The organism is Agromyces sp. Soil535 (genome assembly GCF_001428255.1).
Classification (GTDB): domain Bacteria; phylum Actinomycetota; class Actinomycetes; order Actinomycetales; family Microbacteriaceae; genus Agromyces.
In genome coordinates this window covers 75,912-91,691 of sequence record NZ_LMRW01000008.1, presented here as the reverse complement: position 1 = coordinate 91,691, position 15,780 = coordinate 75,912, and the positions used below count along the sequence as shown (strand labels likewise).

The 15,780-nt window shown below is 71.7% G+C and carries 11 protein-coding genes; 3 read left to right on the top strand and 8 right to left on the bottom strand.

Annotation, left to right across the window (positions count from 1 at the left end; genetic code table 11):
* Positions 1–257: 257 nt before the first annotated feature.
* The 5 genes from ASG80_RS08230 to ASG80_RS08210 form a co-directional block, all read right to left on the bottom strand.
* Entirely contained in the window at positions 258–1,550 is a 1,293-nt protein-coding gene (locus ASG80_RS08230; protein ID WP_056729690.1) for a sugar ABC transporter permease, read from the bottom strand.
* Entirely contained in the window at positions 1,547–2,326 is a 780-nt protein-coding gene (locus tag ASG80_RS08225) for an ATP-binding cassette domain-containing protein (RefSeq protein ID WP_235508243.1), read from the bottom strand. Before ASG80_RS08225 ends, ASG80_RS08230 begins: the two co-directional genes overlap by 4 nt.
* A 129-nt stretch (positions 2,327–2,455) precedes the next feature.
* Positions 2,456–3,514: a sugar ABC transporter substrate-binding protein gene (locus tag ASG80_RS08220; protein ID WP_056729689.1), complete on the bottom strand. Its 1,059-nt coding sequence runs from the start codon at positions 3,512–3,514 to the stop codon at positions 2,456–2,458.
* Between the two features lie 236 nt (positions 3,515–3,750).
* Positions 3,751–5,073: a GNAT family N-acetyltransferase gene (locus ASG80_RS08215; protein ID WP_056729688.1), complete on the bottom strand. Its 1,323-nt coding sequence runs from the start codon at positions 5,071–5,073 to the stop codon at positions 3,751–3,753.
* A gap of 40 nt (positions 5,074–5,113) precedes the next feature.
* Positions 5,114–6,829, bottom strand: coding sequence for an FAD-dependent oxidoreductase (locus tag ASG80_RS08210; protein WP_156401723.1), 1,716 nt, complete (start codon positions 6,827–6,829; stop codon positions 5,114–5,116).
* Positions 6,830–7,002: 173 nt separating this feature from the next.
* Here ASG80_RS08210 and ASG80_RS08205 point away from each other — a divergent pair, with 173 nt between their 5' ends.
* Genes ASG80_RS08205 through ASG80_RS08195 form a run of 3 tightly spaced genes read left to right on the top strand, consistent with a single transcriptional unit; the run spans position 7,003 to position 11,886 of the window.
* On the top strand, positions 7,003–9,609 hold the full coding sequence (locus tag ASG80_RS08205) for a DUF4062 domain-containing protein (RefSeq protein ID WP_056729686.1): 2,607 nt from the start codon (positions 7,003–7,005) through the stop codon (positions 9,607–9,609).
* Positions 9,610–9,655: 46 nt separating this feature from the next.
* Entirely contained in the window at positions 9,656–10,522 is an 867-nt protein-coding gene (locus ASG80_RS08200; protein ID WP_056729685.1) for a hypothetical protein, read from the top strand.
* Positions 10,523–10,557: 35 nt separating this feature from the next.
* Entirely contained in the window at positions 10,558–11,886 is a 1,329-nt protein-coding gene (locus ASG80_RS08195; RefSeq protein WP_056729684.1) for a DUF1254 domain-containing protein, read from the top strand.
* A 142-nt stretch (positions 11,887–12,028) separates the two neighbouring features.
* Here the strand turns inward: ASG80_RS08195 and ASG80_RS08190 are convergent, their stop codons facing one another.
* From ASG80_RS08190 to ASG80_RS08180, 3 genes are read right to left on the bottom strand one after another with little or no spacing between them, the layout of a single operon-like run.
* On the bottom strand, positions 12,029–12,907 hold the full coding sequence (locus ASG80_RS08190; protein WP_056729683.1) for a sugar phosphate isomerase/epimerase: 879 nt from the start codon (positions 12,905–12,907) through the stop codon (positions 12,029–12,031).
* Entirely contained in the window at positions 12,904–14,121 is a 1,218-nt protein-coding gene (locus ASG80_RS08185; RefSeq protein WP_056729682.1) for a dihydrodipicolinate synthase family protein, read from the bottom strand. The genes ASG80_RS08190 and ASG80_RS08185 overlap by 4 nt, the downstream gene beginning before the upstream one ends.
* 2 nt (positions 14,122–14,123) lie before the next feature.
* Positions 14,124–15,359 (bottom strand): Gfo/Idh/MocA family protein, encoded by a 1,236-nt coding sequence (locus ASG80_RS08180; protein WP_056729701.1) that lies wholly within the window; start codon positions 15,357–15,359, stop codon positions 14,124–14,126.
* Between the last annotated feature and the right edge of the window lie 421 nt (positions 15,360–15,780).

Here is a 15,780-nt window from a genome sequence, read left to right as displayed (position 1 = left end):
ATGGGGCATCCACGCAACGCCGAGCGAAGTGCGGTTCATCCCACCACCCCACATCGACCCGCACCAGACCCCACGACTCGGCGGACGCGCACGATTCCAACTCCCCACCGCCGCGACCGCATGACCCGAGCCCGCGGACCGGGTGAGCACGCCCGCGTGCAGTCGCCGGCGAGCCGCCGGTCCCGCGAGCTCGCGGACTGCCCTGACATGACGGATGCCGCGACGCACCGCCGCGGCATCCGTGATCGCCAGGCGACTCAGGTGCGCAGGATCGAGCCGCCCGCGCGGACCCGCGACACCGCGTCCACCGTCGCCGCGAGGATGAGGACGCCGCCCGTGACGACGAGGTTCACGCCCGCGGGCAGGTTGAGCAGGCCGAGGCCGTTCGTGATCACGGCGATCACGAGGGCGCCGACTGCCGCGTGGAGCAGGCGACCGCGACCGCCGAAGAGGCTCACGCCGCCGACGACCGCGGCGGCGACGCCCGAGAGCACGATCTCGCGCCCCGCGGCGGCGTCGACCGCGCCGACCTTGCTGATCGAGAACAGGCCGGACACGACGGCGAGAGTGGAGCAGCAGATGAACGCGGTCCAGCGGATCAGCATGACCTTGACGCCGGCGCGGCGTGCGGCCTCGGCGTTGCCGCCGATCGCGTAGAGGTAACGCCCGTACCTGGTGCGGTCGAGCACGAACGTGCCGATCCAGAGGATGACGAGCACGATCGGCACGACGATCGGCACGCCCTCGACGACGCCGACCGACTGGCCGCGGTTGCGACTGAGGATCGCGATCACGGCGCCGCCGATGACGGCGATGACGCCCAGCTTGATCCAGACGAGCGCGATCGTGCGGTTGGGCACGCCGGCGCGCCTGCGTCGCGCACGATCCCAGAACGAGGTCGCGGCGGACACGGCGAGGATGACCGCGAGCATCGCCCAGCCGGCCCAGACGGGCATGTTCGCGTTCTGGATGGCCCTGATCTCGGGGATCTGCACGCGGTACAGGCCGCCGGCGCCGATGATCATCAGGGTGATGCCCTGATACCCGAGGAACAGGCCCAATGTCACGACGAAGGATGGAATGCCCACCCTCGCGACGAAGAACCCGATGAACGTGCCGGTGAGGATGCCGACCGCGAACGCGGCGGCGAGGGCGATGATCCAGGGCACGGCGTACACGTTGACGAGCACGATGAACAGTGCCATCGTCATGCCGCTCGTGACGCCGGCGGACAGGTCGATCTCGCCGAGCAGCAGCACGAACACGAGCGCCATGCCGAGCATCACGAGGGTGGCGGCCTGGGTCAGGAGGTTCGCGAAGTTGCGCTCGGTGAGGAAGAACGGGCTGAGGAAGCTGAACAGGATCGTGAGCACGACGAACCCGCCGATCGCGGGCAGGGCGCCCATGTCGCCGCCCCGCACGCGCTGGAAGTACGCGCGCGCCTGGTCGCCGATCGTGCCCTCCTGGCCGCTGCCGATGAGGTCGGCGCTGATTTCGGTCACCGAGGTCTCGGTTGCGATCGCGCCGGCGGGCCCCTTCTGCGTGCTCATGCGCCCGCTCCCGTCGGGGTCTTGGTACCGGTGATGTAGCCCACGACGTCGTCGCTGCTCGTCTCGCTCGTGTCGAGGGACGCCACCATCTGGCCGAGGTAGAGCACGTTGATGTGGTCCGCCACTGCGAACACGTCGGCGAGGTTGTGGCTGATGATGATGACCGCAACACCCTGCTCGGCCAGTCGCTGCACGAGGTGCAGCACCTGCTCGGTCTGGGCGACGCCGAGGGCCGCGGTCGGCTCGTCCAGGATCACGACGCGCGCCTTCTTGAGTACGGCGCGGGCGATGGCGACCGTCTGCCGCTGGCCGCCGGAAAGGCTCGAGACCCGCTGGCGCACCGACCTCACGGTACGCACCGAGAGGGAGCGGAGGGTGTCGGATGCGTCGCGCTCCATGCGCCCCTCGTCGAACGTGCCGTAGTCCGTCTCCTCGCGGCCGAGGAACATGTTCTGCACGATATCGAGGTTGTCGCACAGGGCGAGGTCCTGGTACACGACCTCGATGCCGTGCCGCGCCGCGTCGCGCGGCGTGTGGAGGGTGACCGGCTCGCCGTCGAAGCGCACGACACCGGCGTCGTACGGCTGGACCCCGGCGAGGCCCTTGATGAGGGTCGACTTGCCGGCACCGTTGTCGCCGACGAGCGCGGTGACCTTGCCGGGGTAGGCCCTGAGTCCGACTCCCTTGAGCACGCTGACGGGGCCGAAGCTCTTGACGACCCCTTCCAGCTCGATGATCGGCGCGACCGCGCCGCCCGCATCCATGCCCGTGTTCATGCCGCTTCCTTTCGACGACGCTGTCTGGCTCTCAGTGTGGCACTCGAGAGCCCACTGCGGGAGAGGGAATCGAGGCCCCGGGCCCCGGCGGTCGTCCCGCCGAGGTCCGGGGCCCCGTGGATGGTGCGATTACTCGATGCCGAACTCGCCGCACTTCGCCTGGACTTCGCCCTGGCAGAGCTCGGCCGGGTCGGCGTCGCCGGCGTCGACGACGTCGACGACCTGCTCAGGCCCGACGAGCTGCGGCGTCACCGCGACGTACGGCGTGCCGTCCTCGAGCTCCTGGTCGGCGGTCGGCGTCTCGCCCTGGAGGAGGGCGATGGCGAGCTCGACCGCGGCGTCCGCCTCGAGCTTGATGGGCTTGTAGACCGTGGCGGTCTGCTTGCCGAGCAGCACGTTCTGCAGGCCGGCGATCGACGCGTCCTGACCCGAGACCGGAACGACGAGGCCGTTCTTGTCGAGGACCGTGATGACGCCCGCGGCGTTGGTGTCGTTCGCGACCCAGACCGCGTCGACCTTGCCGCCGAGCGAGGTGAGCGCCTGCTCGAAGTTGGTCGCGGACTTCTCGCCGTCCCACACGCCCGGGGGCTCTGCGGCGGGCGTGATGCCGGCGGCCTCCATGACCTCGACGGCGCCGTCGTGGAACATCTTGGCGTTGCCGTCGGCGGGGTCGCCGCCCATGTACACGACCACCGCGGTGGTCGGGTCCTTGCCGGCGGTCGCGAGGCCGTCGACGATCGACTGGCCTTCGAGAGCACCGACCTGGTTGTTGTCGAACGACACGTAGTAGTCGACACCCTCGATCGGACGGTCGTAGGCGATGACCGGGATACCCTCGGCCTTGGCCTTCTCGGCGACCGCGGCACCCGCACCGTTGTAGTCGACGAGCAGCATCACGCCGCAGCCCTTGCTGAGCTGCTGGTCGGCGATGGTGGCGTACTTGTTGACGTCGCCCTGGGCGTTCTGGATGTCCGTCTCGAACCCTGCGGCCTCGAGGCCGTCTTCAAGGTACGGACGGTCGTTGTTCTCCCAACGCGGCGATGAGGCGGCGTCGGGCAGGATCACGCAGGCGCGTGTCGCAGCCGCTGCGTCGTCCGTGCTCCCGCCGCCACCTGCGGCACAGCCTGCCAGCACCAACGCCGAGACACCGGCGAGCGCGGCAGCAGAGACCAATGAAGACGTCTTCATGGCTCTCTCCCCTTCTGTGAGGTGAGGTCGACCCCTCGTGGTGCCCCCGTCATCCTTGGCGGTGGCACAGCCATGATCGCGCAAATGTCGAGGCGCCGGACAACACATTGATAACGCTTCCATAACTCACTGACTCGTCAGTAAGCGACTCTCCGCGCGCTTCCGGGGCCGAGCGGGGGGAGCGCTCTCACCGGCCACCCCCGGACTGGGGTGGGCGTCGGGGGCGCCCGGGCTCGTCAGAACCAGATGCTGAGGTGCGGCGTGCGCTCGGCCGCGAACACGCGATCGGCGAGCGCGAGCGAACGTGGGGCGGACTCCGTGATGCGCGCGGCCCGCGCCAGGACCGACGGTCGCACGCCCCCGAGGTAGATCGCCCCCAGCTCCTGCACGCCGAGGCGGAGTCCGGGGCCGGATGCCGCGGCATCCGCGTCCTGGATGCGCTCGACCTCCGCGCGACCGCGCTCGTCGACCACGAGCCGGAACCGCCCACGGGCATGCCCGAGGGGGTCGGCCACGTCGAGCTCGAGCGTCCCGGCACCGCCGTAGCGGCGGGCGGTGAGCGCCTCGACCGGATCGAGGATACGCACCCAGAGGTGGTCGACGACGTCGGAGACGGTGACGGCGCGCGGGTCCTCCAGGAGCCACGGCAGCGGCTCGTCGATCGACCGGAGCAGGCCCCGGACGCCGCTCACGAAGTCCTGCTCGACGAGGAAGCGCCACAGCGCGCGCTCCGCGTCATCCGTGGCAGCGACCAGGAAGTCGAACTCGACGAAGCCCGGCTGGTCGGGCTCCCGGCGGATGCGGTACGCCACGAAGCCCTGCGGCTGGCCGTGCTCGTCGTCGTAGCGCACCGTGCGCACCCTACGGGCGCCGTCGCCGTCGGGGTCCACGCGCCCGAGCGCGCGATCCAGGATGCCGGGCCACCGGTCGATCTCGCCGGGAGTGCGGGCCACCGAGCGGCGTGCGATCGAGGGCGCGACCTCGCGCAGCTCGTCGGCGGTGACGAACTGCACGCGGCCCGGGGCATCCGGCCCGATCCAGTGCGTACGCCGGCGATCGACGGTGACGGTCGCGGCCTTCGCGGCGGGCGCGTAGCCGTAGCGCCCGTAGATCGTGGCCTCCGTGACGGTGAGCATGGCGACCGCCGCGCCGGCGTTGCGGGCGTTCGCGAGCTCGCCCTCCATGAGCGCGCGGGCGATGCCGCGGCGCCGATGCGTGGGGGAGACGGTCACGGCGCTCACCGCCCAGGCGTCGACGCTGCGGCCGCCCGGAACGCTGAGCCCCGTCGGCCACCCGTCGACCGTCGCGACGGGCACCTCGGGATGCGCCGCAGCCGGGTCGTACACCCCGTGCACGCGCCGCTCCGAGGCGACGGAGAGGTCGTAGTCGCGGTCGACCTCGCGGGGCCGACCGTGGTGGAAGCCGCGATTCTCGGCCTCGATCCACGCGAGCATGGCGGGGCGGTCGTCGGGATCGAGGAGTCGATACTCGAGTCCGTGTCGGGCGAGGGCGGCGGATGCGGCTGGGTCGACCGGGATGCTTCGAGGATCGAACGACATCGGTCCAGCCTACCGAGGGAGCCTGAACGGAGGCCCGCCGTCAGTCGCCCGCGTGCGCGCCGAGATGCGCGTGCACGGAGGAGATCACCACAGAGCCTTCGCCGACCGCCGACGCGACCCGCTTGACCGAGCCGCGGCGCACGTCGCCGACCGCGAAGAAGCCGGGCACCGACGACTCGAGGGGCGCCGGCCCCTCGGCGCCGCCGAGCCACGCGCGGCGTCCGCCCTCCTCGAGCACCTCGGGACCCGTGATCACCGAGCCCCACCGGTCGCGCAGCACCTCCGGCCCGAGCCACTCGGTGTGCGGGCGGGCGCCGATCGTGACGAACACCGCGTGCGCCGGCACCGAGACGCGCTCACCGGAGTCGGTGCGCTCGAGCACCACGTAGTCGAGGCGGTCCACGTCGGCGGCGGCGCCCGCGTCCACGACCCGGGCACCGGTGACCAGGCCGACGCCCGCGGCCTCCAGCTGGTCGATGAGGTACCGTGACATGCTCTCGGCGAGCGACGGGCCGCGCACGACGAGGGACACCGAGCGTGCATAACGCGCGAGGTGCAGCGCCGCCTGCCCGGCGGAGTTGCCGCCGCCCACCACGAGCACGTCGCGGTCGGTCTGCGCCCTGGCCTCGACGGACGAGGCGCCGTAGAAGACGGACGCACCCACGAACGGCTGCAGGCCCGGGGCGGCGAGGCGGCGGTAGCTGACGCCCGTCGCGAGCACCACCGCGCGTGCGCGCACGACGTCGCCTGGCGTCACGTCGAGCTCGAAGCCACCGTCGACGACGCGCATGCCCGAGACCCGGCGGGTGTGCGCGAAGCGCGCCCCGAAGACCCATGCCTGCTGGTAGGCGCGCTGTGCGAGCTCCGCGCCCGAGACCCCCCGCGAGAACCCGAGGTAGTTGCGGATGAGCGAGCTCGACCCCGCCTGCCCGCCGATCGACTCGCCCTCGAGCACGAGCGTGTCGAGTCCCTCGGATGCCGCGTACACCGCCGCGGCGAGGCCGCCCGGCCCGGCGCCGACGACGGCGAGGTCGACGGTGGCGTCGGGCAGCGAGGTGGTGAGCCCGTAGGCGCGGGCGAGCTCCGCGTCGTCGGGGTCGACCAGCACGCGCCCGTCGGCGGTCCGCACGAGTGGCACACCCGTGTACTCGACGCCCGCGGCCGCGAGCAGCATCACCGCATCGGGCGCGGACGGGTCGAGCCGGTCCGTCGGCACGCCGCCGCGGGCGAGGCGGCTGCGCAGCACATGCGTGCGCGGCTGCGCCTCGTCGCCGATGACCGTGAACCCGCGGTGGCGCTTGCCCGCGGCGGCCTCCCATTCCCGCAGGAAGTCCGTGATCGCGCGGTGGAACGACTCGTCGGGGGAGTGCACGGGCCGCACCACGTAGTAATCGATCTGCACGTGCGTCATGAGCCGCAGCACGGCGTCGGCGGTGCCCCGGTCGGCCCACGAGCCCCACTCGATCACGAGCCCCCTGCGCACATCGGGGAAGCGGCGCCGGGCCGCGGCGAACACGCTCTCGTGCCCGCCCACCGGCGACGCGTCGTCGGCGAGCACGAGGGCGAGGCTGCCGCCGTCGGATGCCGCGAGCTCCTCGATCTCCGCGACCGCGCGTGCAGCGCCGTCGGCGTCCACGATGCGGTAGTCCTCCGCGTACCGTCGCCGGAGCGGTTCGAGCAGCGACGCGCGCACCCCTTCGTCGGCCGAGGCCACGAGGATCACCGGCGGCCGAGTCGCCGAGGCCCGAGCATCCATTCGACTCCCCCTGGGGTGCCACGGTGGGCGACTCGTCGGGCGCCAGGTCCGGCGCCGGATCGTCCACCCCGGCGCGAGTGTACCTCCGTGCCGTCACGGGCCGCCAGCGCTGGGTCGGAGCGCCCCGGTCGTGGGTATTTACAGGCGGATGCCGCGAGGAACAGACTTCATGCATGAGTCCGGCCGACTCGCCGATCCGAACTCCCGACCAGCGCCTGCGCGTGTTCGTGAGCTCGACGCTGCGCGAGCTGGCGGCGGAGCGACGGGCGGTGCGCGCGGCCGTCGAGCAGCTGAACCTCGCACCCGTCATGTTCGAGCTCGGCGCCCGCCCGCATCCGCCCCGCGACCTGTACCGCGCATATCTCGCGCAGAGCGACATCTTCGTCGGGCTCTACGGGGAGCGATACGGCTGGGTGGCGCCGGGCGACGACGTCTCCGGCCTGGAGGACGAGTACCGCCTGGCGCGCCCCGAGATGCCGAAGCTCGTCTATGTGAAGGAGGGCGGTGAACGCGAGCCCCGACTGACGGAGCTGCTCCGCCGCATCAAGGGCGACGATCGCGCGTCGTACGCCTACTTCACCGACCCCGAGCAGCTCGCCGAGCTCGTGCGAGGCGACCTCGCGACCATCCTCGCCGAACGATTCGCACGGGTGGCCGCGGCCGCCGACCTCTCGATGTCGATGGACGGCGCGATGGAGCTGCCGGCGACCCTCACCCCGCTGATCGGGCGCGACCGCGAGCTCGACACGGTCGTCGACCTGCTGGGCGACGACGACGTACGCCTTGTCACCATCACGGGCCCGGGAGGCATCGGCAAGAGCCGGCTGTCGCTCGAGGCCGCGAACCGGCTGCATGTCCTGTTTCCTGGCGGCATCGTCTTCGTCGACCTCGCGCCGGTGACGAACCCCCAGCTCGTCCCCGGCGCCATCGCGAACGCCCTCGGCATCCGCGACGTCGGCGACGGCACGCTCGACGAGAAGCTCCGCGTGGCGATGCGCGATCGGCGGATGCTCCTCCTTCTGGACAATGTCGAACAGGTCGTCGAAGCGGCGCCCGCCATCCGTTCGCTCCTCACGGATGCCCCGCACCTCACCGTGCTCGCGACGAGCCGGATCCTTCTCCGGCTGTCCGGCGAGCACGGCGTGGAGCTCGGCCCTCTCGCCCTGCCCGACATTCGGCACGGAGCCGATGTCGCGCGAGCCCTCGCCGCGCCCTCGGTCGACCTGTTCGTCGAACGGGTGCGTGCCGCGAAGCCCGACTTCGAGCTCACCGCCGCCAACGTCGAGGACGTCGAGCGCATCTGCATCGCCCTCGACGGTGTGCCGCTCGCGATCGAGCTCGCTGCGGCGCGGGCTCGCGTGCTCACACCCGCCGACCTCCTCGCGCGGCTGGACCGGCGACTGGTGGTGCTGAGTGGCGGCGCACGCGACCTGCCGGAGCGACAGCGCACCATCCGGTCCACGATCGAGTGGAGCACGCAGCTGCTCCGTCCCTCCGAGCAGGAGCTGCTGACACGGCTCGGCCTCTTTCCGGGCGGGTTCTCGCTCGACGCCGCCGAGTGGATCGCCGAGGGCATCCCCGACTCGAACACGCTCGACGACCTCAGTGCCCTCGTCGACGGCAGCCTCGTGAGCCAGCAAGAGCGCGGCGACCGAGCGGCGTTCTCGATGCTCTCGGTCGTGCGGGAGTACGCGCTCGACCGGCTCGCCGACCGGCAGGATGCCGCGGCACTCCGTGACCGGCACGCGCAGTACTTCGTGCGACTCGGCGAGAAGGCGGAGTTCGAACTCGAAGGTGCGTCCCAGGTCGATTGGATCAGCCGGCTCGCCGAGGAGGGCGACAACCTCCGCGCGGCTGCCAGGTACCTCCTCGACACGCGGCAGTGGGCGACCGTCGCGCACTTCGCGTGGACGCTCTACGTCTACTGGTGGGTCCACGGCCACCTCGGCGAGGTGCGGGAGTGGATGCGTGAAGTGCTCGACTCGGACGACGAGCTCGACGATCTCACCCGCGCCACGGCGCTCTACTTCACGCGCGCCATTGCGTTCTGGCAGGACCCCGATGAGTGGCTCGTTCCGGGCCTCGGCGAGAGTGCAGCCCTGTTCCGACGTGAGGGCGAGCGCTCCGGCGAGGCGCTCGCGCTGATCTCCCTCGCCCTCGCGCTGCTCGGCTCCCGAGAGCCCGACACCGCACGTGCGGACGAGGCGCTCGAGGCCAGCCTCGCGCTATTCCGTGAGGCCGGCGACACGTGGGGCGAGGCGTTCGCGCTCGTCACCCTGGGCCGGGTGGCGCTCATCAGGCACGACGTCGGAGCGGCCCTCGCCCGCTTCGACGAGAGCCTCGCCGTCGCGAAGCGCCAGCACGACGACCTCGGCGAGGCGATCGCCCTGCACCATCGCGGATGGGTCGAGGTGCTCCTCGGGGGATTCGACGTCGCGCGCGAGTGCTTCGAGGAGAGCCTCGCCAATTCGGAGCGACTGCACCACGACGAGGGGGTCGCCTACGGATTCGAGGGACTCACGGCCGTCGCCGCCGGCTCGGGCGACGTGGCGCGAGCGGGCACGCTGCTCGGCGCCGCCCAGGTGCTTCGCGAGCGCACGGGCCTGTACAACGCGCCGTCGTTCTCGTTCCACCAGCAGTTCGTCGACGGCATCCTCGCGGGACCCGGCGCCGAGGAGTTCGAGGCGGCGCGGGCGCGCGGGCGGCACCTGCACGTCGACGACGCCGTGGCGTACGCGCTACAGCGCGACAGCGCGGACGCCGCGGCATCCGTGCCCTGAACCCGCCGCGGGCCCGCGGCATCCGCCCCACCCCAGGAGGCACTCCATGAGCGAAGCAGCACCAAGCGCGGACGCCCCAGAGCGGCACCGCGCGGGACCGGCCGACCGCGTGCTGCCGTACACCCGCGTGCTCGCGTACGTGATCATCCCGTTCCTCGTGGCGGCCGCGGTCCTGCTCCTCGCGCTGCCCGGCGGCACCGAGCAGCACTTCGCGTGGACGATCGACCCGCCCCTCACGGCGATGCTGCTCGGCTCGGCGTACGCGGGCGGCATCTGGTTCTTCGTGCAGGTGGCCGTGCAGCGGCGCTGGCACCGGGTGCGGCACGGATTCCCGGCCGTGCTCGTGTTCGCGACGCTCCTGTCGATCGCGACGTTCCTGCACTGGGATCGCTTCCACTTCGGGCACATCTCGTTCATCACGTGGGTCGTGCTCTACATCACCACGCCGGTGCTCGTGCTGGTGGCGATCATCGTGAACCTCCGCGAGGACGACGGGTTCCCCGAGGAGGGGGACACGGTCATCCCCGCGCCGTGGCGGTACGTGCTCGCGCTGGTCGGGGCGGCGGCATCCGTCACCGGGTTCGTGCTGTTCCTCGTGCCGTCGCTGCTCATCGGCGCGTGGGCGTGGGACGTCACGCCGCTGACCGCACGCATCGTGGGCGCCGTGCTCACGCTGCCCGGGATGGTGAACGTGTGGATGCTGTGGGACGACCGGTGGTCGGCGTTCCGCCGCGTGTTCCAGGCGCAGCTCGTGAGCCTCGCGTGCATCCTGCTGGCCATCGTCGTGCGGTCCGGCGACTTCGCGTGGGAGCGTCCGAGCGCGTGGATGTTCGTGGTCGGCATCGTCGTCTCCGCCGCGGTGTACGGCGTGTTCTACGTCTCGCTCGAACGGCGTGCCCCGCGTAGCCTGTGAGGCGGGCCCGCCCGGGCGCGGAGAAGGGGGACTCGATGAACTGGACCGAGCGGCACCTGGTGGACGCCTACGTGTTCGGATATCCGCTGGTGTACAACCTGTCGTCGATGCAGGCGATCGCGGCCCACGGCCTCGGATCGCTCCCGCCCGCGGGCACCAACACGTTCGCCCATGCGACGAAGCTGGGCTCGCCAGCCGACGCGTTCGTGAGCATCAACAACGACACCGTGTACGCGCTCGCGATCCTCGACCTCTCGGGCGGCCCGCTGCTGCTGCACGTGCCCGACACCGACGGCCGTTATTACGTGCTGCAGTTCGTCGACGCCTGGACGAACAACTTCGCGTACGTCGGCCGGCGGGCGACGGGCACCGCGGAGGGGACGTACCTGATCGTCCCGCCCGGCTGGCCAGGTGAGCCGCCGACCGACGCACGGGTGATCGAGTCGCCGACCGACATCGCCGCGATCGTGGGACGGCTCGCGGTGGACGGCGAGGCGGACTTGCCCGCCGTGCGCGCACTGCAGCCGCAATTCACGCTCACGCCGCTCGAGGGCAACGGCGCCCTGCGCGGCATCCCGCAGCCGCACGGCGACCTCCCCGAGCACCTCCGCTTCTGGGAGCTGCTGCGGTCGTGGAGCCTCGCCTTCCCGCCCGCGGCCCCCGACGTCCAGTACCTCCACCGCTATTCCGACTACGGCCTCACCGACCACGGCAACCCCTTCGGCATCGTCGCCCGCGACCTCGAGGAGCACCTCGCGAACGCGTTCGCCGATGGGCGCAACCACGTGGAGGAGCTCTCGAAGCCCGATCCGTCGGCGGCCGTGAACGGCTGGCAGGGGTGGCCGCACGGATTCGACTACAACGTCGACCACCTCGGCCTCGGCACCATCGACTCGCCCGAGTGGAAGATCGCCGACCGGGTCGAGTCGTACGCCACACGCGCCCGCTCCGCGCGCAACGGCCTCTGGGGCAACCACGGGTACGAGGCGTACTACGCCGAGGTCTTCGTCGACGCGACCGGCGCGAGGCTGAACGGCGCCCACGCCTACGAGCTGCACCTGCGCGAGCTGCCGCCGGCCGACGCGTTCTGGTCGGTCACGATGTACTCGGTGCCCGAGTTCACCCTCGTGGCGAACCCGATCGACCGGTACTCCATCGGCGACCGGACGCCCGACATCGTCACCGGCGAGGACGGCTCGATCGTCATCCGCATGCAGCACGAGCGGCCCGACGACGAGACGGCTGCGGCGATCTGGCTGCCGACGCCCGAGGGCGACTTCCGCCCCATGCTGCGGGTCTACCAGCCGCGCGCGGCGATGTTCGACGGCACGTTCACGATGCCGGCCATCACGCGCCTCGACTGAGCTGATTGAAGGAGCGCCCGGATTGAGGAAGCCGCGCCAGCGGCTGTCTCGAAATCCGGACGCGTCTCGAAACCGCCCACGTGCGGGCGCGGGTTTCGAGACGCTCGCTGCGCGGGCTCCTCAACGCACGATGCGCCGCCGGTCAGATGATGACGGATGCCGCGAGGTGCGGCGCGACCGCGGACTCGAACGCCTCTGCGGTGCGGGCGACGACGTCGGCGAACGGGGCGTCCCAGACCTCCTGGTTGAAGATCTCCACCTCGATGTCGCCCGCGTATCCGGCGGCCTCGACGGCCGCGGTGAGCGTCGCGAAGTCGATCACGCCGTCGCCGGGATAGTGGCGGCCGAGCAGCACGTCCGCCGGCAGCGGCGTCCTCCAGTCGCAGACCTGGTAGGTCGCGATGCGGCCCTCAGCGCCGGCGCGGGCGATCTGGGACAGCACCTCGGGGTCCCACCAGATGTGGAACGTGTCGAGGGTGACGCCGACGACCGACGGGTCGAACGGGGCGGCGAGGTCGAGCGCCTGCCCGAGCGTGGAGACGACGGCCCGGTCGGACGCATACATCGGATGCAGTGGCTCGATCGCGAGGGTGACGCCGGCGGCGCGAGCGTCGGGCGCGAGCTCGGCGAGGGCCTCTGCGACGCGGGCGCGGGCGCCGATCAGGTCGGTGGAGCCCTCGGGGATGCCGCCCGCGACGAGCACGTACACGGAGGCGGAGCCGGGCGCGCCGGCCGCGGCGAGGGTCGCGGTCTCCGCGATGCCGCGCCGGTTGTCGTCGATCGACGCGCGGCGCGCCGGGCCCTCGGGCATCGTGAAGAACCCGCCGCGGCAGTACGTCGAGAGTCGCAGCCCGGAATCGGCGAAGCGGCGGGCGGCTTCGCCGAGCCCGACGGCCTGCACCGGTTCGCGCCAGAGCCCGATCGACTCGTAGCCCCCGGCCGCCGTGACCTCCAGCGCCTCGTCGAGAGAGGCGTGCCTGATCGTGGCCTGGTTGAGCGACAGGCGCGGATGGGCGCTCATGCGAGCACCTCGACGTCGGATGGCGCCTCGGTCTCGGTGACGGTCACGGCGCTCGCGACGTCGACGCCGTTGAGCGTGAGGAGCGAGTGCCAGCGGGCCGCCGCGAGCTCGGGCCGCTCGAGCGCGCCCGACGCGTTGGCGAGCTCGACGATGCGCGAGAGGTGGGGGAGGCTGCGGGCGGCGTGCAGGCCCCCCACCATCTGGAAGGCGGGCTGGTGTCCGTTGAGCCACGACAGGAATGCGACGCCCGTCTTGTAGTAGTACGTCGGGGCGGCGAAGACCTGTTGCGAGAGCGCCTCGGTGGGGCCGAGGATGTCGCGGTACCCCGCCGCGTCTCCGCGGTCGAGCGCCTGGATCGCCGCCGACGCGTTCGGCGCGAGCGCCGCGAACGCGCCGAGGAGCGCGTCGGAGTGGCCCCGCTCATCGCCCTCGATGAGGCCGACGTAGTGGAAGTCGTCGCCCGTGAACATGCGCGCCGACTCGGGCAGGCGCTCGCGCACGGAGATCTCCGCGTCGGCGTCGAGCAGGCTCATCTTCACGCCCTGCACCTTGTCGCGGTTGTGCTCGATGACCTGCAGCAACGTCGCGGCTGCGGCATCCGTGTCGTCGGAGCCGAAGTACCCGGCCAGCGCCGGGTCGAACGCCGTGCCGAGCCAGTGCAGCACCACCGGCCCGCCCGCCGCGGCGAGCACCTCGCGATAGACGCGGCAGTAGTCGTCGGCGTTGCGGGCCGCGCGGGCGAGGTGCCGGCTCGCCATGAGCACGACCCCCGCTCCGGAGTCCTCTGCGTGGTGGAGCTGCTCCTTGTACGCGTCGATCACCGCCTCGAGGGAGATGGACTCGTCGCCGACATGGTCCGTATTCACGCCGACGACGAGGTCAGCACCCACGGATGCCGCCTCGGCGGCACTGCGGGAGATCAGTTCGCGCGTGGCCGGGGCGTCGAGGCCCATGTTGCGCTGCGCCGTGTCCATGGCGTCGGCGACGCCGAGCCCCCACGACCAGACGTGGTGACGGAAGGCGAGCGTGGCGTCCCAGTCGATCTCGGCCGGCTCGCCCGGGGTGTTGTCGGCGAACGGCTTCGGCACCACGTGCGCCGCCGCGTACGCGACCCGGCTCGTGAGCGGATGCCGCGGCTTCGCGAGCGCCGGCGCCTCGGCGAGCGGCACGGCGCGGAGGCCGCCCGATCCGTCGATGAGGGTGAACGCGGTCATGGTCAGCGTGCCCCGCTCAGCTCGGGGGTCTCGGTCGGGGCGGCGGCTGCGGCATCCGTCGCGCTCGCGGCAACCGTGGCTGCGGCATCCGTCGCGCTCGCGGCATCCGTCGCAAGGGTCACGAGCGGGAGGGCGATGCGGCGGCCCTCGGCGGAGGAGCGCAGGCCCTCCTCGGCGAGGAGCACGCCGCGGGCGCCGGCGAGGAGGTCGTAGGGGTTCGGGGCGTCCTCGACGACATGGCGGATGAACTCCTCCCATTGCGTCTTGAAGCCGTTCTCGAACTCGGCGTTGCCGGGCGACTCGATCCAGTCGGCAGCGTAGTCGTGCGCGTCGGCGAGGTCGGGGTTCCATACGGGCTTCGGCGTCGCGTTGCGCGGCTGGATCCTGCATCCGAACAGCCCGACGACCGCCGAGCCGAGCGTGCCGTCGACCTGGAACTCCACGAGCTCGTCGCGGTTCACGCGGGTCGTCCAACTCGAGTTGAGCTGGGCGATCACGCCGCCCTCGAGCTCGAAGATCGCGTACGCGGCGTCGTCGGCGGTGGCCGGGTAGGGGTGGCCCCGCTCGTCGACGCGCTCGGGGATCTCGGTGACGGCCCTGGCGTACACCGACTCGACGCGGCCGAAGAGGTTCTCGAGCACGTAGTTCCAGTGCGGGAACATGTCGACGATGATGCCGCCGCCGTCCTCGGCGCGGTAGTTCCAGCTCGGGCGCTGGGCGGGCTGCCAGTCGCCCTCGAACACCCAGTAGCCGAACTCGCCGCGCACCGAGAGGATGCGGCCGAAGAAGCCCGAGTCGATGAGCCGCTTCAGCTTCTGCAGGCCGGGCAGATAGAGCTTGTCGTGCACGACGCCGTTCTTGATGCCGGCCTCGATCGCGAGGCGAGCGAGCTCGAGCGCTTCCTCGAAGCTCTCGGCGGTGGGCTTCTCGGTGTAGATCGCCTTGCCGGCTGCGATGGCCTTTCTGATCGCCTGGGCGCGGGCCTTCGTCACCAGGAAGTCGGCGTAGACCTGCCAGCGGTCGTCGGCGAGGGCCTCGTCGAGGTTCGTCGTGTAGTGCTCGATGCCGTGCTTCGCGGCGAGCTCGGCGAGCTTCGCCTCGGACCGGCCGACGAGGATCGGCTCGACCTGTACGCCCGTGACGCCGTCGGCGAGGAGCACGCCGCCCTGCTCGCGGATCGCGAGGATCGAGCGCACGAGGTGCTGTCGGTAGCCCATGCGGCCGGACACGCCGTTCATGATGATGCCGACAGTGGGCGCGGTCGGCGCGGTCGGCGTGGTGGTCTGGATGGTCTGCTCTGCCACGGTGATTCCTGTTCGAGCCGGGAGCGGGTGACGGAGAGCCTGACGGAGACCGCCGCACCGCTGCGGGAAAGCGTTTACCCGAGTGTAGGACACGGCGACTCGATCGCGCAACACCCCGGTCGGGTGGCCTGCGGCGTGGATGGATCCGTCGGCGACGCGTCGGGCCGCGGTGCTCCCGCTCCGGCGTCGCATCTGCAGGAACTTTCGCACGACACGCCAGTCGGATGCGGTGAGCACCTGGCGCGTCGCCCGGGACTTCCTGCATTCTCGCGACGCCATGCGCCCGGATGGCGGGGGGGTGTTGCGGGCGCGCCGCCGTGGGAAGCGGCGAGGAGCGGGCTGCGGGCGCGCCGCC